The sequence below is a fragment of the Burkholderia sp. IO2 genome (assembly GCF_029522185.1).
GTDB lineage: Bacteria > Pseudomonadota > Gammaproteobacteria > Burkholderiales > Burkholderiaceae > Burkholderia > Burkholderia cenocepacia.
The window spans coordinates 74,742-96,900 of sequence record NZ_JAKWFH010000003.1; the positions used below are offsets into that span (position 1 = coordinate 74,742).

21 protein-coding genes are annotated in these 22,159 nt (G+C 67.9%); 9 read left to right on the plus strand and 12 right to left on the minus strand.

The features are described 5' to 3' along the window. Positions 1–90: 90 nt before the first annotated feature. Entirely contained in the window at positions 91–1,044 is a 954-nt protein-coding gene (locus MMB92_RS02685) for a LysR substrate-binding domain-containing protein (protein WP_112750971.1), read from the minus strand. Between the two features lie 108 nt (positions 1,045–1,152). On the opposite strand from MMB92_RS02685, the gene metC reads away from it, so the two are divergent. The 6 genes from metC to MMB92_RS02715 all read left to right on the plus strand — a co-directional run bounded on the left by metC (position 1,153) and on the right by MMB92_RS02715 (position 7,194). Beyond that, positions 1,153–2,316 (plus strand): cystathionine beta-lyase, encoded by a 1,164-nt coding sequence (gene metC / locus MMB92_RS02690; protein ID WP_112750970.1) that lies wholly within the window; start codon positions 1,153–1,155, stop codon positions 2,314–2,316. 55 nt (positions 2,317–2,371) lie between these two features. Next, the gene (locus MMB92_RS02695) at positions 2,372–3,211 is read left to right on the plus strand and encodes an ABC transporter substrate-binding protein (RefSeq protein ID WP_112750969.1); all 840 of its coding nucleotides are present in this window, start codon (positions 2,372–2,374) and stop codon (positions 3,209–3,211) included. A gap of 3 nt (positions 3,212–3,214) precedes the next feature. After that, entirely contained in the window at positions 3,215–3,865 is a 651-nt protein-coding gene (locus MMB92_RS02700) for an amino acid ABC transporter permease (protein WP_034202830.1), read from the plus strand. 8 nt (positions 3,866–3,873) lie between these two features. Next, entirely contained in the window at positions 3,874–4,632 is a 759-nt protein-coding gene (locus tag MMB92_RS02705; protein WP_112750968.1) for an amino acid ABC transporter ATP-binding protein, read from the plus strand. A gap of 300 nt (positions 4,633–4,932) precedes the next feature. Then, positions 4,933–6,411, plus strand: a complete 1,479-nt coding sequence (locus MMB92_RS02710; RefSeq protein ID WP_080331253.1) for an aminotransferase class V-fold PLP-dependent enzyme — start codon at positions 4,933–4,935, stop codon at positions 6,409–6,411. Positions 6,412–6,774: 363 nt separating this feature from the next. Next, positions 6,775–7,194 (plus strand): hypothetical protein, encoded by a 420-nt coding sequence (locus MMB92_RS02715; RefSeq protein ID WP_080331252.1) that lies wholly within the window; start codon positions 6,775–6,777, stop codon positions 7,192–7,194. A 12-nt stretch (positions 7,195–7,206) separates the two neighbouring features. Here MMB92_RS02715 and MMB92_RS02720 read toward each other — a convergent pair whose 3' ends face one another. Next, positions 7,207–8,307, minus strand: a complete 1,101-nt coding sequence (locus MMB92_RS02720) for a DJ-1/PfpI family protein (RefSeq protein WP_277562498.1) — start codon at positions 8,305–8,307, stop codon at positions 7,207–7,209. 88 nt (positions 8,308–8,395) lie between these two features. Here MMB92_RS02720 and MMB92_RS02725 point away from each other — a divergent pair, with 88 nt between their 5' ends. Next, the gene (locus tag MMB92_RS02725) at positions 8,396–9,406 is read left to right on the plus strand and encodes a helix-turn-helix domain-containing protein (protein WP_060212893.1); all 1,011 of its coding nucleotides are present in this window, start codon (positions 8,396–8,398) and stop codon (positions 9,404–9,406) included. Between the two features lie 132 nt (positions 9,407–9,538). Here the strand turns inward: MMB92_RS02725 and MMB92_RS02730 are convergent, their stop codons facing one another. The 10 genes from MMB92_RS02730 to MMB92_RS02775 all read right to left on the minus strand — a co-directional run bounded on the left by MMB92_RS02730 (position 9,539) and on the right by MMB92_RS02775 (position 19,833). Further along, the gene (locus MMB92_RS02730) at positions 9,539–9,931 is read right to left on the minus strand and encodes a 2-oxoglutarate dehydrogenase (protein ID WP_226245194.1); all 393 of its coding nucleotides are present in this window, start codon (positions 9,929–9,931) and stop codon (positions 9,539–9,541) included. 82 nt (positions 9,932–10,013) lie between these two features. Continuing rightward, positions 10,014–11,861: a peptidase S10 gene (locus MMB92_RS02735; protein WP_080331249.1), complete on the minus strand. Its 1,848-nt coding sequence runs from the start codon at positions 11,859–11,861 to the stop codon at positions 10,014–10,016. Positions 11,862–12,561: 700 nt separating this feature from the next. Next, positions 12,562–14,376, minus strand: coding sequence for an ExeM/NucH family extracellular endonuclease (locus MMB92_RS02740; RefSeq protein ID WP_080331248.1), 1,815 nt, complete (start codon positions 14,374–14,376; stop codon positions 12,562–12,564). A 169-nt stretch (positions 14,377–14,545) separates the two neighbouring features. Then, positions 14,546–15,487, minus strand: a complete 942-nt coding sequence (locus MMB92_RS02745; protein ID WP_277562499.1) for a CopD family protein — start codon at positions 15,485–15,487, stop codon at positions 14,546–14,548. Beyond that, positions 15,484–15,864: a copper homeostasis periplasmic binding protein CopC gene (gene copC / locus MMB92_RS02750; RefSeq protein ID WP_006484606.1), complete on the minus strand. Its 381-nt coding sequence runs from the start codon at positions 15,862–15,864 to the stop codon at positions 15,484–15,486. The genes MMB92_RS02745 and copC overlap by 4 nt, the downstream gene beginning before the upstream one ends. 14 nt (positions 15,865–15,878) lie before the next feature. Beyond that, positions 15,879–16,247 (minus strand): copper-binding protein, encoded by a 369-nt coding sequence (locus tag MMB92_RS02755; protein WP_062910093.1) that lies wholly within the window; start codon positions 16,245–16,247, stop codon positions 15,879–15,881. 66 nt (positions 16,248–16,313) lie between these two features. Then, entirely contained in the window at positions 16,314–17,609 is a 1,296-nt protein-coding gene (locus MMB92_RS02760; protein WP_062910094.1) for a copper oxidase, read from the minus strand. Between the two features lies 1 nt (position 17,610). After that, positions 17,611–19,110, minus strand: coding sequence for a TolC family protein (locus MMB92_RS02765; RefSeq protein WP_059784797.1), 1,500 nt, complete (start codon positions 19,108–19,110; stop codon positions 17,611–17,613). Beyond that, positions 19,107–19,388, minus strand: a complete 282-nt coding sequence (locus MMB92_RS02770; protein WP_058903570.1) for a hypothetical protein — start codon at positions 19,386–19,388, stop codon at positions 19,107–19,109. Before MMB92_RS02770 ends, MMB92_RS02765 begins: the two co-directional genes overlap by 4 nt. A gap of 88 nt (positions 19,389–19,476) precedes the next feature. Continuing rightward, on the minus strand, positions 19,477–19,833 hold the full coding sequence (locus MMB92_RS02775; protein ID WP_062885237.1) for a hypothetical protein: 357 nt from the start codon (positions 19,831–19,833) through the stop codon (positions 19,477–19,479). A 232-nt stretch (positions 19,834–20,065) separates the two neighbouring features. On the opposite strand from MMB92_RS02775, the gene MMB92_RS02780 reads away from it, so the two are divergent. Together MMB92_RS02780 and MMB92_RS02785 are read left to right on the plus strand one after the other, a co-directional pair. After that, positions 20,066–20,737: a heavy metal response regulator transcription factor gene (locus MMB92_RS02780; RefSeq protein ID WP_059784800.1), complete on the plus strand. Its 672-nt coding sequence runs from the start codon at positions 20,066–20,068 to the stop codon at positions 20,735–20,737. Further along, a complete protein-coding gene (locus MMB92_RS02785; RefSeq protein ID WP_062885236.1) occupies positions 20,734–22,143 on the plus strand; it encodes a heavy metal sensor histidine kinase in 1,410 nt (469 codons plus the stop codon). The genes MMB92_RS02780 and MMB92_RS02785 overlap by 4 nt, the downstream gene beginning before the upstream one ends. Positions 22,144–22,159 lie beyond the last annotated feature (16 nt).

Below are 22,159 nucleotides of genomic sequence, written 5' to 3' on the forward strand. Positions count from 1 at the left end.
CCGCGTCGAACGGGCGCGTGGCCACGTGCTACGGGGGAATCCCTCATGGACATCGGGATATCGGTGGACGACCCCCGAGCAGTTGTCGATTCAACCGCCACCGCCCGCCCCCCGCGCACTACCCCGCCCCTTCCTGCCTGACAACGCCGCCAGCGCATGCCGGTCGGCCTCCAGCTGGATCCGCATGTGCTGGAGAAACACGCGCGCGTTCTCCGACATCGGCGTACCCGGACGAAACACCAGCACGCCGGTAAACGCGACATCGACGTCGAACGGCCGGACCACGAGCCCGCGCTGTGCGAAGTCGAGCGCCACCAGCGGATGCGCGAAACCGACGCCCACGCCGGCCAGCGCGAGTTCGCACACGGTATGCGAATAAGGCGTTTCGACCAGCGGCTTCAGCACGACGCCGAGCCCGCGCAACCGCGTTTCGAGCCGCAACCGCGTGCTGTCCTCCGGGTTCAGCGCGATGAACGGCGCCTGCGACAGATCGTCGGCCTTGATCACGCTTTTCGCCGCCAGCGGGTGCGCGGCATTCATCACCGCGACACCGGGCATGCTGACGAACGACGAGTGCTCGAGCCCGGCCATCGACATCTCGTCGGACATCAGCCCGAAATCGACCTGCCCGGCCGACACCTTCTCGTGAACCTCGCGGGAGCTCATCACCTGCAGCGAAATCTGCACGTCGCGCGCCGCCGCGTCGAACGACGCGATCACGCGCGGCAGGAAGCCGGTGCCGAGCGCGGGCAGCGACGCGATCGCGAGGCGCCCCAACCCATACGAACGCAGGCTGCGGATCCGGTGCTCGATCACCTCGAAGCCGAGAAAGTACCGGTCGACGTCGCGCATCAGCGCGACGGCCTCCTGCGTCGGCACGAGCCGGCTGCGCACGCGCTCGAACAGGCGGAACCCGGCCATGCCCTCGAGCCGCCGGATCGACTGGCTCACCGCCGGCTGCGAAATCTCCAGCACGCCGGCCGCCTTGCTGGTACTGCCGGCGTTCATCACCGCCCGGAACACCTCGATATCGCGCACGCTCACCTATAACTCCGGCTTATCAACCTAATTATTTCCGATGTTGCTGCAAACCGGCGCGAAAGTAAAACTGCTCGTCATCCCGTTTCCAGCCATGGAGTCCCGACCCGCATCATGACGACCACCCCGCCGCTCCCTCCGCAACCGTTCCGCAGCCTGTCGCCGGCGGTCATGCGTGCCTCGACCGTCGTATTCGACTCGCTCGACGATTTCGCCCGCCGCAAGGAACGCCAGCCCGACGGCTACAGCTACGGCATCACCGGCACGCCGACCGCGCGCGAACTGGAGCGCCGCATCGCCGTGCTCGAAGGCGGCGCGCACTGCGTGCTGGCGCCGTCCGGGCAGGCCGCGCTGATGACGTCCGTGATGGGCTTCGTGCGCGGCGGCGATCACCTGCTCGTGTCGGCCGCGTGCTACGGCGCGCTGAAGACCTTCGCGCAGAAATGGCTCGCGCTGTTCGACGTGGACGTCGAGCTGTACGAACCGGCGATCGGCGCCGACATCGAGCGGTACGTGAAACCGAATACGCGGATGATCTGCATGGAATCGCCGGGCACGGTGACGATGGAAATGCCGGACGTGCCGGCGATCGTCGACGTCGCGCGCCGCCATCGCATCATGACGATGATGGACAACACGTGGGCCAGCCCGCTCGCGTTTCGACCGCTCGAACATGGCGTGGACCTGAGCGTCGAAGCGGCCACGAAGCTGTTCGGCGGTCACTCCGATCTGCTGCTCGGCGCGATCAGCATGAACGACTTCGGCTACTACGAGACGCTGCGCGAGACGCAGAGCATCCTCGGCCAGCAGGCGAGCCCCGACGACTGTTTCCTCGTGTTGCGCGGCCTCGACACCCTGAAGGTGCGCTTCGATGCGCAAAGCGCGGCGGCGCTGCGCGTCGCACAGGCGCTCGAATCGCATCCGGCGGTTCGCCAGGTGCTGTTTCCCGCACTGCCGTCCGACGCGGGGCACGCGATCTGGAAGCGCGATTTCTCCGGCAACGGCTGCCTGTTTTCGCTGATGCTCGAACCCGCGCCGGAAGCCGCGTTCACCGCGTTCTTCGATGCGCTGCGCTACTTCGCGATCGGCGCGAGCTGGGGCGGCGTCCACAGCCTCGCCGCGTACTACCCGGCGCCGCTGCAGGCGCAGCGCCGGTTCCCGCTGACCGACCAGCCGATCGTGCGCCTGTCGATCGGACTCGAAGCCCCCGAGCTGCTGATCGACGATCTGTACACGGGGCTCGCCGCGTTCACCGACGTCAGAAACCGCGCAGCGTAACGCGGCGCTCGTACACACCCGCCGTGCGGAACAAGCCACCACCCAAGGAGACACCATGAACCCTCAGACCACCCGCGTTCTGGCCAGAGGCCTGGCCGCGCTCGGCATCGCAGGCGCGCTCGCGTTGTCGAGCCTCGATGCCGGCGCGGCCGACCTGCTCGCTGCCGCGCGCGGCAGCGGCACGCTGCGCGTCGCGAACTCGCAGAGCAGCCCGCCGTGGAGCCTGCTGGACGAGCGCAACCAGCCGGCCGGCTACGACGTCGAAGTCGCGCGCGAAGTCGGCAAGCGCATCGGCGTGAAGCAGGTCGTGTTCGTCGCGGACGCGTACAAGAACTTCGTCGAAGGGCTCAAGGCCGGCAAATACGATCTGGTGATGAACGACCTGACGCCGACGGCCGAGCGCAGCAAGCAGGTCGATTTCGCGAAACCGTACGGCGTCGAGGATTTCCGGATCTTCGTGCGCACCGACAACACCAACATTCACGGGCAGGCCGACCTGAAAGGCAAGCGCGTCGGCGTGACCACGGGCTCGTCGAACGAAACCTGGGCACGCGCGCACCTGAAGGACGCCGACATTCGCGCGTACGACAACGGCGGCCTCGTGTTCAACGATCTCGGCAGCGGCCGCCTCGATGCGGTCATCATTTCCCACTTCGGCGGGATGAAATACGCGAACGTGAATCACCTGCCGGTCAAGGAAGTCGGCGAGCCGCTGATCTATCAGCTGTCCGCGCCGGCGCTCGCGAAGGGACAACCGGCGCTGCTCGCCGCCGTCGACAAGGCGATCGACGACATGGCCGCCGACGGCACGCTCGAACGGCTCGCGAAGCGCTGGGTCGGCCCGACCTACGACATGGTCGGCAACATCGCGCGGGCGAAAGCGCAGAAGGAGTGACGCATGTTCGATCTCTTCGTGCGGTCGCTGCCGCTGCTCGAAAGCGCGGTGACGATGACCGTGTTCCTCGGCCTCGCGTCGTTCGCGCTCGGCTCGGCGCTGGGGCTCGCCGTCGCGCTCGCGCGGGTGTCGTCGATCCGCTTCCTGCGCGGCATCGCGTTCGCGTACGTGTCGATCTTTCGCGGCACGCCGCTGCTGGTGCAGATCCTGCTGATCTACTTCGGGCTGCCGCGCTACGGCATCACGCTCGACCCGGTACCGGCCGCGCTGCTCGCGCTCACGCTGTTCTCCGCGGCGTACCTGAGCGAGAACTTCCGCTCCGGGATCAACGCGGTCGATCGCGGCCAGTGGGAAGCCGCGCATTCGCTCGGCATGAACTACTGGAAGATGATGTGGCGCGTGATCCTGCCGCAGGGGCTGCGCATCGCGATCCCGCCCGTCGGCAGCCGGATGATCGCGCTGATCAAGGATACGTCGCTGGCGTCCACGATCACCGTCGTCGAACTCACCCGCGTGGCCGACCAGGTCGGCGCGTCGACCTTCCGCTACATGGAGATGTTCCTGATGGTCGGCCTGATCTACTGGGTCATCAACCAGATCCTGACGATCGTCCAGACGATCTTCGAAGGCCGCGTGTCGCGGCGCTTTCAATGACTACACCTATGCATACCATCGTCGTTCAGGGGCTGGCCAAGTCCTTCGGGGAAAACGTCGTGCTGCGGCGCGTCGACTTCCGTGTCGCACGCGGCGAAGTGGTCGTGCTGATGGGGCCGTCCGGCTCCGGCAAGACCACGTTGTTGCGCTCGCTGAATTTTCTGGAACTGCCCGATGCGGGCAAGGTATCGGTGTGCGGCATCGAAATCGAACGCGCGGGCGGCACCGCGCTGTCGCGCGACGAGCAGAAACGCATCAAGGCCATCCGCCAGCGTACGGCGATGGTGTTCCAGTCGTTCAACCTGTTTCCGCACCGCACCGCGCTGGAAAACGTCATCGAGGGGCTCGTGAGCGTCAAGGGCGTGCGCAAAAGCGAAGCGCTCGAGCGCGGGCGGCACCTGCTCGACCGCGTGGGCCTCGCGCACAAGGCCGGCGAATACCCGGCGCGACTGTCCGGCGGCCAGAAGCAGCGCGTCGCCATCGCCCGCGGCCTCGCGATGGACCCGGAAGTCATCCTGTTCGACGAGCCGACTTCCGCGCTCGATCCGGCATTGCGGGAAGACGTGCTCGCGGTCATGCGGGAACTCGCGGGCAACGGAATGACGATGCTCGTCGTCACGCACGAAGTGCGCTTCGCGCAGGACGTCGCCGATCGCGTGGTGTTCATGGAGAACGGCGTGGTGGTGCAGGACACGACGCCCGATGCGTTCTTTACCGCGAGCACGCACCCGCGCGTGCGGCAGTTTCTCAATCTCATCGAGACTTGATGCGCGCGTGACCCGACGTGCCGCCGGGCGCCGGCAGGCTCGAACCCGGGCAGGCGATGGCCAGCTGCCATGCCGGCCCGCGGCGCTTCTCCGTGCGACCCGGCCGTCCGCAGCAGGCCAACCCGCCAGTCGAGCCGGTGCCCCCGCGCACAATTGGCCCACTGAGAAATAAATTCCCTAATTTCATAAATAGAGAAAACGTTATTCCACATCAAGCTGAATCGCCAGCCAATTTTGGATCCTTTTTCCCTTCTGTCCCCCGTATCATTTCTCTTACTACGCAATGAGCAAGAGACGGACATGAGCGAACCCACCCCGCTGCACTACCTCGACTACGCAGCCACCACCCCGGCCGATCCGCGCGTGATCGAAGCGATGACGGCCTGCCTCGGCTTCGACGGCATCTTCGGCAACCCCGCTTCCAGTTCGCACGCCGCCGGCCGGCTCGCGAAAGACAAGGTCGAGCACGCCCGCGCGCAGGTCGCCGCCCTGATCGGCGCGGATGCCGACGAAATCGTCTGGACGTCCGGCGCCACCGAATCGAACAACCTCGCGCTGAAGGGCTATGCGGAAAACGCTTCCGGCAAGCGCCACCTGATCACGAGCCGCCTCGAGCACAAGGCCATTCTCGACACGATGGCGAACCTGTCGAAGCACGGCACGCAGGTCACCTTCCTGACGCCCGACGCACACGGCGAAATCACCGCCGACGCGGTCGCGGCCGCGATCGGCCCCGACACGGGCCTCGTGTCGCTGATGCTCGTGAACAACGAGATCGGCACGCTGACCGACATCGGCGCGATCGCCGGCATCGTGCACGCCGCCGGCGCGCTGCTCCACGTCGACGCCGCGCAGGCGCTCGGCAAGACGCCGATCGACGTGCGCGCGCTCGGCATCGACATGATGTCGATGTCCGCCCACAAAGTGTACGGCCCGAAAGGCATCGGCGCCCTGTTCGTCCGCCGCGAGATCGCCAGCCGGATCGCACCGCAGATTCACGGCGGCGGCCACGAGCGCGGGTTGCGTTCGGGCACGCTCGCGACGCACCAGATCGTCGGCATGGGCGTCGCGTGCGCACTCGCCGCTGAAAAGCTCGACGGCGAAGCCGCGCGAATCGCGGCGCTCGGCGCACGGCTGACCGACGCGCTGTTCGCGCTCGGCGACGTCACGCAGAACGCGGCCGCCGCCCGCCGCATCCCGCACACGCTGAGCCTGACGGTGCATGCGCCGGGCTTCTTCCCGTTCATGCTCGGCGATGCGCTCGCCGTGTCGTCGACGTCCGCGTGCAATTCGACCAGCGGCGCGCCGTCCCACGTGCTGACCGCGATCGGCCTCGATGCGGAAACGGCCGGTCGCACCGTGCGCATCAGTTTCGGGCGGTTCACAACGGAGCAGGACGTCGACTTCGCGATCGGCTGTTTCGCGCGAGCGATCGAGCAATGTCGCGCGGCCGCGGCGACCGGCTTCACCGCGTCGCGGCAGATCACGCCGGCCGACCTGAAGGCGATCCGCAATGCCGGCTTCCGTGCGGTGATATGCAACCGGCCGGATGGCGAAGGCGACGACCAGCCGGCGTTCGAGGAAATCGCCGCGGCCGCGCGCGAACTCGGGATGGACGCGCGCTACCTGCCGGTCGAACGCGATCGCATCGGCGACGCGGAAGTCGACGCGTTCGGCGCACTGGTCGACACGCTGCCCAAGCCGGTGCTCGCGTATTGCCGCAGCGGCAGCCGCTCCGGCATGCTGTGGAACCGGCTGTCTGCACGACGGACGGCCTGAACGTCCCCGCCGTGACGCTGCACGGCAAATGGATGTACCCGACGGAAGCCGTGACGCTGATGACCGGGCGCGGTCGCGGCGGGTCGCTCGACTTCGGGCATTTCGACGTGAGGGTCTTCGCGCTCGACGATGCGAACGGCGCAGTCGCGCATGCGGCGGAACACGGCGGGCCGTTCAGGATGACGGTGATCGCGCGTTGGCGTTCGCGCACGCGGCACGCGAGCCGCCATCACGCCGCGTCGGGGCTGGCGCCGGGTAGCGGCACGTCGAGGCACGGCAGCTTCATGTCGATCCCCTGGCGAACGTCGCGGCGGCCGGCGAAATCCGTCATAATGGCCGCCATGTTCATCCGCTGGACGCCGAATGCCCCGCCCGTCACATGCCCGCGCGCGGCAGCGCGCCGACGCTGACGCACGTTCCGCCCACGGCCCGAACCACTGGCGGCGCGCCGGCCGCGCCGCCGCACTGCTGCTGGCCGCGAGCGTCGCTGCATGCGACGCGACGCCGGTGCCGGACCGGCTCTCCGACCTCGACGCAACCTATGCGATGCAGGAGCGGTTCGGCCTCGGCGACGTCATGGTGTTTCTCGGGTCCTGCATCGGTGCCAAGAACCCGACGTACCCCGGACAGGCTGCCTGCACCATGGCCATCCGCTCGAACGGCCACGGATCGGAAACGCAGGCCGATTTCCACTGGAACGGCGAGAAATGGGTGGCCGAGCCCACCGCGTCGCAGGATCTCCTGCCCTATCCCGATCCGCGGCTCGCGGAATGGGTGAAGTGAGCGCGGCGGGCGCTACTCCGGATACTCCAGTTGCAACGCGACCCACCCGGATGTGGCGTCGCCGTAGCGCGCCGCGATATCCGCGAGCACACCGGCAAGCGTCGATTCGCCCCGCCAGCCGGCCGACGTCGTCACGCGCGCGTGCCGGCCATGGGCCGGCTGCGCCAGCAACCGCAGCCCGTACCTCGACTCGACCACGCCCGCATCGGCCGTCGCGACGACGTCACTGCGCCAGGTCCGTGCCCACGCGTCGGCGCTCAACGCGACCGGCAGCTCGTCAAACCCGCTTTCGACCGGAAGATCGAACGTCTCGTGCCGCCAGAACGCGACGCGGTTCATCAATGCGATCGCCACCGCGCGCGCGGTCACCCCGAAGCGGCTGCCGTCGTGCGCATCGCCCCATGCCTGCACGCCGAGGCCGCGCGCCGTGTCGCGCGCGGCGGTCGGCCCGGCCAGCGCGCTCAACAATGCCAGCGAAGCGGGAATCGATGCGGACACGCCGGTCGTCGTCATCACGTTGCCGTCCATCACGTAGCGACGATCGTCGACCCATTTCGTCTCGGTAAAGCGGCGACGCAGGCGCTCGCGCGAATACCAGTGCGACGTCGCGGTGCGATGCCGCAGCAGGCCGGTGTTCGCGAGCACCTCGGCGCCATCGCAGATCGCCACCATCGTCGCGCCGGCAGCGGCCTGCTTGCGTAGCCAGGCCAGCACGGCCGGCCGGTCCGCGCGATGCATCGCGGGAACGATCACGACATCCGCCCCCGCGGGCACCGTCGCGTCGAACCGGTCGAACGTGGTATCGGCGAGCACGCGCAGAGCGGGCATCAGTTCGACCGCGCCTTCGTCGACCGACACGGCGACGACATCGACCGCACCGGAGCGCTTCAGAATCGCGTACGGCACGATGAAATCGGTCGTCTCCGTTCCGGCGTTGTCCGCGACGATCGCAACGAGCGGCCGCGGGCGACCCGCCTTCGGCATGCCGATCGTCAGCGTCCGGGCCGCCGCCGGCGGGTCCTCCGCCATCGCCCGCGCCGGCCACCCCCATGCCCACGCACCCAGCAGCCCGCATACGAGCAGCACCGCGCCGCCTGTCTTCCGTTCCCGCATCGCCCACCCGTGTCGATCGATTGCATGTCCGGAAAATTACAAGGATCATGCTCGCGGTCACAAGGACAACTCCACCGCACTTTCCGCCATGCCTCAGTCAACCCGTTCGGCACGCGACGTCGTCGTCGTCGGCTTCGCAGGTGTCCAGTCGCTCGACATCACGGGGCCGATGGAAGTGTTCGCGGTCGCGAACCGTCATCTTCCGGATCACGCCGTTCCGTACCGGCTCACGCTCGCGTCGCAACACGGGGACGATATCGTCACGCACGCGGGCCTGCGGCTCGCTGGCGCGGCCGCCCTCGCGGCACTGCCGGAACGAATCGACACGATCATCGTCGCGGGCGGCGATGAAGCGGCGCTGCGGCACGCCGCGTCGGAAGCCGGCGTGCTGCCGTGGCTCCGCACCCGGATCGCGAGCACGCGGCGCATCGCGAGCATCTGCACCGGCGCGTTCGTGCTCGCCGCCGGCGGCTGGCTGGACGGCAAGCGCGCGACCACGCACTGGAACCAGTGCTCGGCGCTACAGGCGCTCTGTCCCGACGCGCGGATCGAGCCGGACGCGATCTACGTGAGCGATCCGCCGTTCCATACGTCGGCCGGCGTGACGGCCGGTATCGATCTGTGCCTGGCGCTCGTCGAGGCGGACTGCGGTGCGCCGACCGCGCTCGCGATCGCACGCGAACTCGTGCTGTTCATGCATCGTCCCGGCGGACAGGCGCAGTTCAGCGTCGGGCTCGACATCCAGGCCGGGGCGACGCCGCGCATGCGGTCGCTGCTCGCCGACATCGCCGACGATCCGGCCGGCGACCTCGGCGTCGCCGCGCTGGCCGCCCGCATGCACATGAGCGAACGGACGTTCGCGCGCCATTTCGTCAAGGAGACCGGACTATCGCCCGCGCAGTACGTGCTGGCAGCGCGCGTCGAGCGCGCGAAGGCGCTGCTGGAGCGGGCCGACTGGCCGCTCGAACGGATCGCGGAACGCTCGGGATTCGGCAGCGTGGACGCGCTGCAGCGTGCGTTCTCGAAACGCGTCGGCATCTCGCCGCGCGACTATCGCGCGCGCTTCGGACCGCGACGCGACAACCGGCAAACGGAATAAGCCGTCGCCCGCCTCTCCGGCATGCGGGATGAAAACATGCAACGGAAGCCGGGCGGCCCCGCCCCCGCGCAGCCGAATAGGCGGCGGCCGGTGCGATCGCCATCACGCCGGCCGCCGCCCTGCCCGACTACGTCACTCGTCCTGCTGTTCCTGCTGCGCCTGCACCTGCCGCTGCCGGATGAACTGCCGTACATCGCTCATCGTCACGCGGCCGGTGTGCTTCGCATCGATCTCGTCGAAGTGCTTCGACACGAAGCCGAGCCCGCTGCTCTGCGCCTGCGCCTTCGTCACGGCCGCGCCGTTGCTCAGCACGGTATTGGCGCCGAGCCGCGCATCGACGCGCTGCTGCGCCTGCTGCTGCAACGCCGCGCCGGTCGACGGCAACACCGGCGCCGCGCGCGTGGCCGGAAAGAACGGGCCGTCGACACCGCGCCCGCCGTGCGGCAGCTTCACCGGCGCCACCGCCTGCGGCGGCAACGCGTGGGCACTGCTCATCGCGGCACCGAGCACGATCAACGGAGACATACGCCGCATCAATTGGATTAGGGACATGATCGCTCGCATTCAATGGATGAAGAGTGGGTTCCTTCGACAAGGACGCCGTCGCTCAAGGGGCGGCCGCCAGCGTCGTCGCGGCCGCCACGCCCGGGACGCTGCCGGTCGGCACGCTGGGCGGGTTTTCATCCGGCCACGGCGGCGGCAGCGTGTGCAGCGTCAGCGCCGTCGGAATCCGCGCGCCCTTGTAGAACGTCTGCAGGTCCCGCTTCATCAGCGGACGGGCGACGTCGTCCAGGTAAGTCATGTGGCCGCCCTGGAAGAAGTTCACCTGCAGTTTCGGATTCAGGCCCTTCACCGTCTGCAGCCGCGCGAGTTGCTTCTCGGTGTTGAAGAACGGCGTCGCGAGATCGTGGTAGCCGTTCTCCGCGAGCACGCGAAGCTTCGGGTTGAGCTGCAGCGCGCCGAGCAGATCGGGGATCGTGTCCGGCATCGGCTGGCCGTCGTGCGAGAAGTCCCAGACGCCGATGATGTTGTCGTTCAGCGGCAGGTACGTCGCGTTCGGGGCCGTATAGCCGAGGTAGTCGGGCATCTGCGTCGCGAGCGCGTTCGTGAACGGCTGCGAGATCAGGATGTCGGACGGATCGCCGTCGGTCTGCAGCCGCGGGTCCGAGTTCGGCAACGACACGCGCCCGTCGTAGCGGCCGATCGTCGTGCCGGGCAGCAGGCTCGTGCCGAACGGATTCGCGTTGAAGTAGCCGCGCAGCGCCTGCTGCGTGAGGCTCGACGGGATCGACCACAGCCTGAGCGTCGCATCGCTCGGGAACACCGGCGTGCCGAGCGCATCCGGAATGCCGAGCTGGCTCAACACCCACGATTGCGAGTACTTCTGCAGCTGGCTGTAGATCAGCGTCGTGAACAGTTCCGTCTGGAATGCGTACAGATCCTGGTTCACCGGCGCCGGCGACACCTGGTTGAAGTACGCGGCGACCGCCGCGTAGCCGGGCAGGTAGCCGGCCACCGTATCGGTATCGAGCAGCAGCCCTTCGGTCGACTGCGTGATCGCCACCGCTTCCACCGCATCCGCGAAGTAGTTCAGGATCGACGACTGCAGCACGATGCCCGTCAGGTGCACGCCGGCCGATTCGAGCGCGAGCGCGAGCATGTCGGTCCGCGGCGTGCCGTACGATTCGCCGTACAGGTAGATCGGCGACGTGCCGCGACTGTTGACGTTCAGGTAGCGCTGGATGAAGTCGCGCATGATGTTCACGTCCACGTCGGAGCCCCAGTACTTCTGGTTGGTGTTCGGCAACACGGCTTCCGACAGCCCGGTGCCGGGCGGGTCGATGAACACGAGGTCGGTGGTGTCGATCAGGCTCTCCGCATTGTCGACGAGCGGGTAGTTCGGCCAGTTGTTGCCGAACAGCGGATCGGGCGTGGCCACGCGGGTCGGCGCGAACGAGCCGAGCCGCAGCCAGATCGACGACGAGCCGGGCCCGCCGTTGTAGACGAACGTGACCGGGCGCGGCTTGCCGTTCGTGCTGGGCGCGGTGTACGCGACATACGACATCGACGCTTCCGCATTGCCGTTCGCGTCCTGCGCGGTCAGGTGGCCGGTGGTCGTCGTGTAGTTGATCGTCTTGCCGCCGCCGGTCCACTGGTAATGCATGACGGCCGCCTTCTCGGACACCTGCGACGGCGCGAGGCCGTCGGTCGCGTTCATCGAGTACGCGACCGGGTCGACGTACGGCTGGTTGGCCGCCGGCGCCTGGGTGCCGGCCGCCTGCGCGCTCGCCTGCTGGCTCGCGGTGGCCTGCGCGAGACTCGACGCGCCGACCGACGACGAATCGTCGCCGCCGCACGCCGCGAGCGCCAGCGTCATGGCCGACAACGCACCGAGCCCGGCCAGCCGGCCGCGACGAACACGGCGGCTGCCGGTACTGCTCCTGTCTGGTTTCATCTCTTTCCTTTGGCTTCGGATACCGCGTCACAAAGGCCGCCAACGCCTGCGACACGCGCAGGCCGACCCGCCACTCGCGTTGCACGGTCGGCAGTCGGCGGTTGGGGATTGGACTTCTCAGAGACTGAACTTGATACAGACACAGCAAACTGCTGGCGAGAATGGTGCTCGGACGCGCCCCCTGCAGTTTGGCCAACTTTTATATGACTAAATTTACGACACCACAAAAATAGGTGGTGCTGCACCGCGTTGTCAAAGATCATTCGGATATTAAAAATCCCGCAATGATGCAAAGGGCGGACAGTGTCTGGAATCTGAAAGAAAGCGGGATTATTCGGGCAGCGCGTGCTTCATCGGTAATGCCGCGCAGAATATTTTGCTTTTCCAGCACAACGCGGAAGCCTTTCCCGTCTTGGACAAGCGCATTCAAAGCCTTCAAATCGACAGGATTATTCTTTCATTTCTATTATCACCGATCGATTAATGCAATGCGGCGGCATGCGCGCGTCATTCGACGATTCGATTCGCTTCAATCACGCTTCAATCGCAGCATCGCCGTGCGCTGCGTCATCCATAAAATACCGATTCGATTAATTCTTCACGGCATTATTTACCCGGCATTCAAACGGTGTTCCCGGACAAGCGACGACGTACGGTATTGCCTGCCGCACGTCGTCCGTCGTCAAGACTCGAACCGCGATTACTTCCCGCCGCCCGGCAGCGCGATATCGATCAGCACCGGATCGTGATCCGACGAACGATATGCATCGGCCGCGTAGAACGTCTTCTGCTGCTCCGCCGACTTGTACGCGAGCGTGTACTGCAGCGCGAGCGGCTCGTCCGCGTTGATGTGCCATTCGTGCACGGCCTTCACGTGCGATGCGAGCGGCAGCGTCGCCAGCGCGTGGTCGAGATAGCCGGCTTCGCCGTTGTACACGTAGCTGTACGCGTTCGCGCCGATCCAGCGCGCGACGAGGTTGCGGTAGCCGCGCGATTCGAGCGCGCGGATCGGGTCTTCGTACGTGTAGCTGTTGAAATCGCCGATCAGCAGCACGCCCTGGCTCTTGACGCCCGTCGGGTTGCCGGCCAGCCAGTCGGCCACCTTCGCCGCCGCGCGCGTGCGCGTCGGGTTCCAGCAGCCCTGGCCATCGCCCTGGTCGAGATCGTCGTTCGCCGCATCCGGGCAGTTCTTCGACTTCAGGTGATTCACGGCCACCGTCAGCGCCTGCTTGTTGCCGTTGATCAGCCGGAACGACTGCGCGAGCGGCTGACGGTTCTTGTCGTCGATCGCGAGCGTCGCCGCGCGGCCGACCGGTTCGACCTTGCGGCTGTCGTAGATCAGCGCGACCGCGATCGCGTCGCCGCCCAGCCGCGACGTGCCGGGATCGACCACGCGCCAGTGGTTGCCGAGCTTCGCCGCGAGCTGGCGCACCGCGCTCAGTTCGCCGTAGCCGTTGTTCTGGATTTCCATCAGGCCGATCACGTCGGCGTCGATCGCCTTCAGCGCGCTGACGATCTTCGCTTCCTGACGCTGGAATTCCTGGAAGGTCTTCGCGCCGCGGTTGTTCGGATCGTCGAAGCCGCCGCCGAGACCGTTGCCGTTGAAATAGTTCAGCACGTTGAACGACGCGACGCGCAGGTTCGATTTCGGATCGCGCGCCGGTGCTTGGGTGCGCGGGTTCGAACGCGCGTCGAACGCCGGCGCGGCCGCGCCGGGCAGCGGCTGCACGCGCCAGGCGCCGTAACGCACTTCGAGCACGCCCTCGACGTCGCGCACCGTGTAGCCCGCGCGCAGCGTGTTCGCGGCCGACAGGCCCGGCGCCGGATACGGCACGGTTGCCGGGTTCTGCTTGTTCGAGCCGTCGTCGAGGATCAGGCGGTTGCGCGCGTTCGCGTCGATCTGCGTCTGCGCCTGCGCGGGCGGCACGACGCTCGTCGGCGTCCGCAAGCGGCCGTTGCTGAGCATCACGCTGCCGTAGCGGCCGAGTTCGTAGTTGTCGGTGACGCTCAGCGTCTGCGGCAGGCGCACGAGCATCCCTTCGTATGCGGCGAACGCGCTCGGGCTGTCGACCGGCAGCGTGAGCGTCGCGGGCGTGACCGTCTGGCCGTTCGCGCACACCGCGATCGCGCCCGACAGCGTGAGCTGCGTCTGCCCGTATTTCTCCTCGACCTTGCCCGTCACGTGCACGAGATCGCCGGCCTTCGCGCGCGCTTTCGGCGCATAGACGAACAGCCCTTCGGACACGCCCGGCTGGTTGCGGCGCTGCGCGTCGGCCTGCTGGACGAAGAAGCCGCCGAAGCCGTCCGTGCCGCCGAAATCGGCGGTGACGACCGCTTCGATCGATGCGTTCTGCCCGGCGAGCGGCGACGGCGCGCCCGGCCCCTGGATATCGGCGATCGGCGTCGTGCTGCCGCCGCAATTGGGGCTGACGGGTGCGGCGGTGGCGGCGCACACCGGCGCGGCGAGCGCCGGGAGCAGCAATAGCGGGGCAAACAGGCGGATTGTCGAGCGCATGGCGGGAATCCCGGTTGTGAGGGTGGCGAAAGCTTAGCGGCGCTCGGTGACAGTTTTTGGTAATCGCGAGACAGGCCGATGTAATGGTCGTCATCACGCCGCGATCGCCCTGTGTCGTCCGGTCAAGCCCCGACCATGCACCCCATCTTCCGGCGCCGAAGCCCCGCCGCTAGACCGTCCCCGGCAACGCGCTCGACACGAGCACGGCCGCCGCCATCAGCACGCCGCCGAGCACGACCGCCTCGACTCGCAGCACGGTGCAGAACCGCTTCAACGCGTGTGCCGGCATCGCGGCGGCCGGGTCCTTCAACGCGCGCAGCAGCGTCGGCATCCCGAAGAAGCGGTTGTGTGCGCCGAGCATCGCGGCAAGCAGCACGAGCGCGAGCTTCAGCAGCAGGATCTGCCCGTACGTCGACGCGAACAGGTTGGCCGGCGTCTCGACGCCGCGCCAGCCGTTGTACGCGCCGGTCGCGAACAGCACGATCAACGCGCAGGTCGACGCATCGGACAGCGACTGCACGAACGCCGCGCCCGTCATGCGTTCGCTCGCCGGCATGCGGGCGAGCCGCGGCATCACGCCGAACGCCGTCACGAGCACGAGTCCGATCCACACGCTGATCGCCAGCAGATGCAGCCAGTCGATCCACACCGGCACGCTGAACAGCCCGGCGTCGACCGGATGGCCGCCATTGCTGCGCGCCAGCGCGACACCGGCAAGCACGGCCGCCATCGCGAACGGAAACCGCGTGTCGTTCGCACGTCCGGCGAACGACAGCAGCACGACGACGAGCATGAACACCGTGCCGGCCAGCCACGCATGACCGAAGCCGGTGCCCGCGAGCATCGAACACACCGCCGGGCCCGCGTCGAGCAGCGACACTTCGCTCATCAGCGCGCAGTGCGCCCAGAACGCGGTGACGCTCGCGAGCAGCGATACGACGGACGCGATGCGCAGCGTCGCGACGAGCCGCCGTCCGACACCGTGCTGCCATGCGGACGCGCCGCGCGCGAGCCAGTGGCGCCCCAGCAGCGCACCGACGACGACCGCGAACCCGGCGTTCTGGATCGCCACCGCCCCGAGCCGCAGCAGGCCGACGACGCCGTCGTTCATCCCTTCACCCGGAACGTATAAGTGCCCTTCGTGCGATGCGCATCGGCCGTCATCGCCGCCCATTGCACGGTGTACGCGCCCGCCGCGAGCGTCGGGATCGCGACGGTCATCACACGCGGGTTCGACGCGTCGACCTTCGCCTTGTCCTGCGTGATGGCGTTGCCGCTCGCATCCGACACCTTCACCGTGCTGAACGCCGGTTCGAGAGCTTCGTTGAACGTGAGCCGCACCATGTCGGGCGCCGCGTCGATCGTGCTGCCGGCCGCCGGGACCGCGCTTTCCAGCTTGCCGTGCGCCGACGCCGCGACCGGTGCAATCGCGAAGAGCGCGGCAGCGGCGGTGAAGCCGGCCAGCCGCTTGCGTGTGGAAATCGTCATGTTCGCGCTCCGCGTCACGGCTTCTTCAGTTCGACGACGGTCAGCGTGCCGTCCACGTCCTCGGCGACGAAGTCGATCGTATCGCCCGCCTTCACCTGCGACAGCATCGCCGGGTCCTTCACCTTGAATACCATCGTCATCGCGTCCATCCCGAGGTTCTCCAGCGGGCCGTGCTTGATCGTCAGCTTGCCGGCCGCCGTGTCGACCTTGCGGATCTCGCCGTGCGACATGCTCGACGCCGCGGCGCCCTGCTTCGCATCCGCGCTCATGTCCATGCCGGCCGTGCCGCCGGTCATGTCGCCGGTCATGTCGCCGGCCGCGTGCGACGCGGCCGACAACGCCAGCGCCCACCCCGTCGCCATCAAAACCAGTCCCTTCTTCATCGTGTCGACTCCCGTGTCAGTGAATGGAAACCGGCGGCCGTCTCGGTGCGGCCGCCGCATGCTGCTTCAGCTATCCGGCAATTCGCCGGTGTATTCGTATGCGACGGTGCCCTTCGGATGCCGGAACCAGCCCGGATCGCGATAGTCGTTGCGCCCGAGCCCCCGCCGCACCTTGAGCACCGTGAACATGCCGCCCATCTCCAGCGGCCCGAACGGGCCCGTGCCGGTCATCATCGGCAGCGTGTTGTCGGGCAGCGGCATCTCCATGCCGCCCATCGCGCCGCCCGTGCTGCCCATCGCCATGTAGTCGGGCACGAGCTTGCCGATCCGCTTCGCGAGATCCTTCTGCGGCACGCCGATCAGGTTCGGCACCTGGTGGCCCATCGCATTCATCGTGTGATGCGACTTGTGGCAATGAAACGCCCAGTCGCCCGGGCGATCGGCGGTGAACTCGATCGCGCGCATCTGGCCCACCGCGACATCGGCCGTCACTTCCGGCCAGCGCGCGACCGGCGGAATCCAGCCGCCGTCGGTGCCCGCGACCTCGAAGCTGTAGCCGTGCAGATGGATCGGGTGATTCGTCATCGTCAGGTTGCCGAAACGAATCCGCACGCGGTCGCCGGCGCGCACCGGCAGCGGATCGATGCCCGGGAACACGCGCGAGTTGAAGGTCCACATGTTGAAGTCGGTCATCTCGTTCACGCGCGGCGTGTAGCTGCCCGGATCGATGTCGTACGCGGCGAGCAGGAACACGAAATCGCGATCGACCGGCATCGTGCCGCGATCCTTCGGATGCACGATGAACATGCCCATCATCCCCATCGCCATCTGCACCATCTCGTCGGCGTGCGGGTGATACATGAACGTGCCGTGCGCTTCGAGCTGGAACTCGTAGACGAAGGTCTTGCCGGGCGGGATATGCGGCTGCGTGAGGCCGCCGACGCCGTCCATCCCGTTCGGCAGCCGCAGCCCGTGCCAGTGGATCGTCGTGTGCTCGGGCAGCCGGTTGGTCACGAAGATGCGGACCTTGTCGCCTTCGACGGCCTCGATCGTCGGGCCGGGCGACTGGCCGTTGTAACCCCACAGGTTCGCGTTCATGCCGGGCGCCATCTCGCGCACGACGGGCTCGGCCGTCAGGTGGAATTCCTTCCAGCCGTTCTTCATCCGCCACGGCAGCGACCAGCCGTTCAGCGTCGCGACGGGCGTGTACGGGCGGCCGTTGGGCGGCACGAGCGGCGGCTGCGTGCCGGTTTTCGCCATCGTCGGCGCGTCGGGCAGCGACGCGGCGCCGGCCCGGCTGACCATCGCCGCGCCAAGCAGCGCGGCGCCCGAGCCGCTGAGAAATTGTCGACGGGACACCATGTCAATGACCTTCCGGATGCGGTTGCGTGGCGGGCGCCGATGGCGCCGCGGGGGTGGAAGCCGGCTGCCGCGCAGCGTCGGCGTCGAATGTGGATGCGGGTGCCGATTCGGCGTCATGCGGTGCGCGCGGCGCGGCGCCCGACGACGGCAACCGGCCGCCGACGGCCATCTGCAGATCGGTTTCGGCGAGCCAGTAGTCCTTCAGCGCATCGATGTAGCCGTTGACCGCGCCGACCTGTTCGCGCGCATCGGTCAGCAGCTCGAACACGCTCGCGAGCATCCCGTTGTAGCGCAGCAGCAGTTCGTCGGAAATCGTCTTGCGCAGCGGCACGACTTCGTCGCGATAGTGCGTCGCGACGTCGTAGCTCGTCACGTACGCCGCGTACGATTCGCGTACTTCGGAGCGGGCATCGATGGCCGTTTTCGCGAGCCGGTTCGCCGATTGCATGTAGACGGCCTCGGCGCGCGCGACCTTCGCGCCGCCCCAGTCGAACAGCGGAATCTCGACGCTGATCTCGTAGCCGTGCTCGTGGCCCTTGCCGGTCTCGTAGTCGTTCACGTAACCGAGCTCGACCGCGTTGACGAAACGCGTGGCCTTGCTCAGGCCGAGCGACGACGCGACGCCCTGCGTCCGCAGCTTCGCCGCCTGGATGTCGAGGCGGTTGCGCATCGCGAAGCGTTCGAGATCGGGCAGATCCGGGCGCGCCTTCGGCAAATCCGGCAGGCGTTCGGGTAGCGCGTATCGCGTGCGTTCGCCCCACAGCCCCATCGCACGCGTGAGCTTCTCGCGTGCGGCGACGGCCTGCTGGCGCGCCTTCGCGTGCTGCGCGACCGCGTCGGCATGAAACGCCTGTTCGCGCGCGTAGTCGAGCCGGCTGAAGTTGCCGGCCTGCCGCATGCGCAGCGCCAGCTCGGCGGCCGCGCTCGCGGCGTCGCGCACCTGCTGCGCATAGTTCGCGGCCTGCTCGGCGGCGACCGCTTCCACGTAGGCCCGGCGCGCATCGGCCGCGACCTTCAGCATCGCATCGGCCGTTTCCAGCCTGGTCTGCTCGAAACGGCGGCGCTCGATCTTCGTTGCAAGCGGCATCGTCAGCAGCGCGAACACGTTCGCCGAGAACGTGCGGCCGAGCGTCAGCTCGCCGTCGCCGGCACGCGTGCGGCTGAATGCGAAGCGCGGGTTCGGCAGCCGGCCGGCCTGCACGAGGTCGGCCTCCGACAGCCCCAGCTCCGCATACGACGCCTGCAGCCCGCGGTTGTTCAGCAGCGCGACCTGCACCGCGTCGTCCATCGACAGCGGCTTGCCGAGCAGTTCCTTCGTCCGCCGGTCGACGGCTTCGCGGTCGGCGTCGGTCCTGACCACCACTGCGTCCTTGCCGATGCGCGCCGATGCGGCGGACGACACGGCGTCGAACCCGTCCTTCGAAAACGTCGTGCAGCCCGCGAGGAACGCCAGCGCGACCACGGCCGCGCCGATCCTCGGCGATATCGCGAACGTCGTCATCGCGCGGCCCCTCCGTGCATCGAATGGGCCGCGCCGTTGCCGGCCGCGCCGCCGGTCGTACGCCCTTTCGCGGGCCGCTCCGTCACGTCCCGGTTCAGTTGCTTCCAGCCCGGGCCTGCATCGTCCCGATACGGCCGGTAGCCGTCGAACGCGGACGTCACGGTGACGTCCGGCACCGACGCGGCGGCGTCCGCCGGATCGGGCAACGGGGTTTGCGCGGGCGCGAGCGACGGCACGAGGGCCGCCGCGCCCATTAGCGCCGCAATGATCAATCGCATGAACATGTCTCGTCGTAAGTCGTCCGGCGCGCCCGAGGCGGCCGCCGGAGTAGAGGGCGGATCGCGGCCGGTCGGCCACGGGCAGGGACTAGGCGGGCATCCGGCGCGGCGGCCGGTCGATGCCGCCGGTCAGGAACGACACGTCCGCAGCCGAAGGCGGCGGCGCGACGATCGTGACGCCGCCGCTCGCCGCGGCCGCCACCGCAGGCGCCCCCGACATGCCCGTGCCGAAGCAGCAGGACACGCACGCGACACACGACGACGCATGCCGCGCGTGGTCGCCGTGATCGGCATGACCATCCTGCGCAGCCGGCATCGCGTGCGACGCCTTCTCCTCATGCGGCGCGGCGACGCTCGCGCACTGCATCGAAACAGCCGCGAACGACTGGATCGGCAGGCTCAGCGCGAGCAACACGACGACGAGGAATGTGCGCCAGTACGACATGGATGCAAAATCGGGCAGACAGCGATCGTTCGGGCCATCGCGGCGCCGCGACGGCGCGCTCCGGGGACAAGACGGTCGCAGCTTATCGCCGCCGCGGTGACGACGGCATGGCCGAAACATGACCGGCTTTTCATGACAATTCCGTCATCCGCCGGTCATCCTGCGCGCACGCGCGACACCGTACGCTCGGCGTTACACTGACCGGCTGGAATCACGGACAGCCTGCCTCACCATGCGGATACTGATAGTCGAAGACGAAGCCAAGATGGCGTCCTACCTGCGGAAGGGCCTGACGGAGGCGAGCTACACGGTCGACGTCGCGGAAAACGGCAAGGACGGGCTGTTCCTCGCATTGCACGAGGATTTCGACCTCGTCGTGCTCGACGTGATGCTGCCGGAGCTCGACGGCTTCGAGGTGCTCAGGCGGCTGCGCGCGCAGAAGCAGACGCCCGTGCTGCTGCTCACGGCCCGCGACGCGATCGAGGACAAGGTCGCCGGGCTCGAACTCGGCGCCGACGATTACCTGCTCAAGCCGTTCGCGTATGCCGAATTCCTCGCCCGTATCCGCTCACTGCTGCGGCGCGCACCGCGCAACGTGCGCGACGTCCTGCACGTCGCCGATCTGGAAATCGACCTGCTCAAGCGCCGCGTGCGGCGCGCCGACGCCCGCATCGACCTGACCGCACAGGAATTCGCGCTGCTGCAGCTGCTCGCGGAACGCGAAGGCGAGGTGCTGACGCGCACCTTCATCACGTCGCAGATCTGGGACATGAATTTCGACAGCGACACGAACGTCGTCGATGCGGCGATCAAGCGCCTGCGCGCGAAGATCGACAACGCTTACGAGAAGAAGCTGATCCACACGATCCGCGGCATGGGCTACGTGCTCGAGGATCGTTCGTGACCGCGCGCCCCGCGTCGTATTCGCTGCTGCGGCGCCTGACGCTCGCGTTCGCCGCCGTCGCGGCGCTCGTGTTCGCGCTGACCGGCGCGTATCTCTATCGTTCGCTGTCCGCCGAACTGACGCGGCGCGACGACATCGAGATCTCCGCCAAGCTCAACCAGTTCCTGCAACTGGCACGCGCCAGCGGCTCGACGGCCGCGCTGCGCGCCGACCCGGCCGTGTTCCATGACGTGCTGCTGTCACATCCGGGCGTCTATCTCGGCATCTACGATGCGCGACACCAGCCGCTCGTCGAGCATTCCGACGAAGCCGGCAACACGCTCGCATCGGTGATCTCGGCGCCGCATCCGGCTGGCAGCGCCGCTGGGCCGTTCACGTGCGCGCCGCCCGGCATCGGCACGTCGCGCTGCGTGTACGCGCGCGAAACGCTGCCGTCCGGCGAAGCGATCGAGGTCGCGCTCGCGCGCACCGCGGCCGATCGGCAGTCGCTGCTCGAAAGCTATCGTGTCGATATCTGGCTCGCGGCGGCCGTCGGCGCGCTGCTGGTCGGCGCGCTCGGCTACGCGGTCGCGTCGCGCGGCCTGCGCCCGGTCGAAAGCCTCGGCCGGCAGACATCGCGCATCGAGGCGCACAACCTGAACGCACGCCTCGACGCGCGCGGCGGCCCGGTCGAATTGCGCGAGTTCGCCACGTCGGTGAACCGGATGCTCGACCGCCTCGAACGCGCGTTCGTGCGGCTGTCGCAGTTCTCGTCCGATCTCGCGCACGACATGCGCACGCCGCTCGCGAACGTGATCAGCTCGTCGCAGATCACGCTGTCGCGCGCCCGCACCGTCGACGAATACGAAGCGCTGATCGAGTCGAACATCGAGGAATGCGAACGGCTGCAGCGGATGATCGAGAACATGCTGTTTCTCGCGCGCACCGACAATGCACGGCAGCACCTGAAGACCGCCGAACTGGACGCGGGCAGCGAACTGCGCCGGCTCGCGTCGTATTTCCAGGCGTTGGCCGACGAGGCCGGCGTGCGCATCGACGTGCATGGCGAAGCGCCGGTCGTCGCCGACGCGACGCTGTTCCGGCGTGCGGTCAGCAACCTCGCGTCGAATGCGCTCGAACACGCGCACGCCGCGTCGACGATCGAGCTGGCCGTGTCCGTACAACGCGGCTACGCGGTCGTCGAAGTCACGAACCGCGGCGCCGCGATTCCGCCCGAACAGGTCGAGCGGATCTTCGAGCGGTTCTACCGGATCGATTCGTCGCGGCACGGCGCGGCGCGCAACGCGGGGCTCGGGCTCGCGATCGTGAAGTCGATCATGGAGCTGCATCGCGGCAAGGTGGAGGTCGCGAGCCGCGACGGGCGCACGACGTTCGCGCTTTACTTTCCGCGCGGCACTGATCGTTAGCGCGTGCGCCGCCGCG

Bases quoted from the DNA above. Each gene is read 5' to 3' on its own strand.
- MMB92_RS02760 (WP_062910094.1), bottom strand. From the start codon at position 17,609: ATGGTGTCCCGTCGACAATTTCTCAGCGGCTCGGGCGCCGCGCTGCTT.
- MMB92_RS02770 (WP_058903570.1), bottom strand. From the start codon at position 19,388: ATGCGATTGATCATTGCGGCGCTAATGGGCGCGGCGGCCCTCGTGCCG.
- MMB92_RS02730 (WP_226245194.1), bottom strand. From the start codon at position 9,931: ATGTCTCCGTTGATCGTGCTCGGTGCCGCGATGAGCAGTGCCCACGCG.
- MMB92_RS02700 (WP_034202830.1), top strand. From the start codon at position 3,215: ATGTTCGATCTCTTCGTGCGGTCGCTGCCGCTGCTCGAAAGCGCGGTG.
- MMB92_RS02755 (WP_062910093.1), bottom strand. From the start codon at position 16,247: ATGAAGAAGGGACTGGTTTTGATGGCGACGGGGTGGGCGCTGGCGTTG.
- MMB92_RS02735 (WP_080331249.1), bottom strand. From the start codon at position 11,861: ATGAAACCAGACAGGAGCAGTACCGGCAGCCGCCGTGTTCGTCGCGGC.
- MMB92_RS02725 (WP_060212893.1), top strand. From the start codon at position 8,396: ATGCCTCAGTCAACCCGTTCGGCACGCGACGTCGTCGTCGTCGGCTTC.
- MMB92_RS02705 (WP_112750968.1), top strand. From the start codon at position 3,874: ATGCATACCATCGTCGTTCAGGGGCTGGCCAAGTCCTTCGGGGAAAAC.
- MMB92_RS02720 (WP_277562498.1), bottom strand. From the start codon at position 8,307: ATGCGGGAACGGAAGACAGGCGGCGCGGTGCTGCTCGTATGCGGGCTG.
- MMB92_RS02715 (WP_080331252.1), top strand. From the start codon at position 6,775: ATGCCCCGCCCGTCACATGCCCGCGCGCGGCAGCGCGCCGACGCTGAC.
- MMB92_RS02710 (WP_080331253.1), top strand. From the start codon at position 4,933: ATGAGCGAACCCACCCCGCTGCACTACCTCGACTACGCAGCCACCACC.
- MMB92_RS02775 (WP_062885237.1), bottom strand. From the start codon at position 19,833: ATGTCGTACTGGCGCACATTCCTCGTCGTCGTGTTGCTCGCGCTGAGC.
- MMB92_RS02765 (WP_059784797.1), bottom strand. From the start codon at position 19,110: ATGACGACGTTCGCGATATCGCCGAGGATCGGCGCGGCCGTGGTCGCG.
- copC (WP_006484606.1), bottom strand. From the start codon at position 15,864: ATGACGATTTCCACACGCAAGCGGCTGGCCGGCTTCACCGCCGCTGCC.
- metC (WP_112750970.1), top strand. From the start codon at position 1,153: ATGACGACCACCCCGCCGCTCCCTCCGCAACCGTTCCGCAGCCTGTCG.
- MMB92_RS02695 (WP_112750969.1), top strand. From the start codon at position 2,372: ATGAACCCTCAGACCACCCGCGTTCTGGCCAGAGGCCTGGCCGCGCTC.
- MMB92_RS02745 (WP_277562499.1), bottom strand. From the start codon at position 15,487: ATGAACGACGGCGTCGTCGGCCTGCTGCGGCTCGGGGCGGTGGCGATC.
- MMB92_RS02780 (WP_059784800.1), top strand. From the start codon at position 20,066: ATGCGGATACTGATAGTCGAAGACGAAGCCAAGATGGCGTCCTACCTG.
- MMB92_RS02740 (WP_080331248.1), bottom strand. From the start codon at position 14,376: ATGCGCTCGACAATCCGCCTGTTTGCCCCGCTATTGCTGCTCCCGGCG.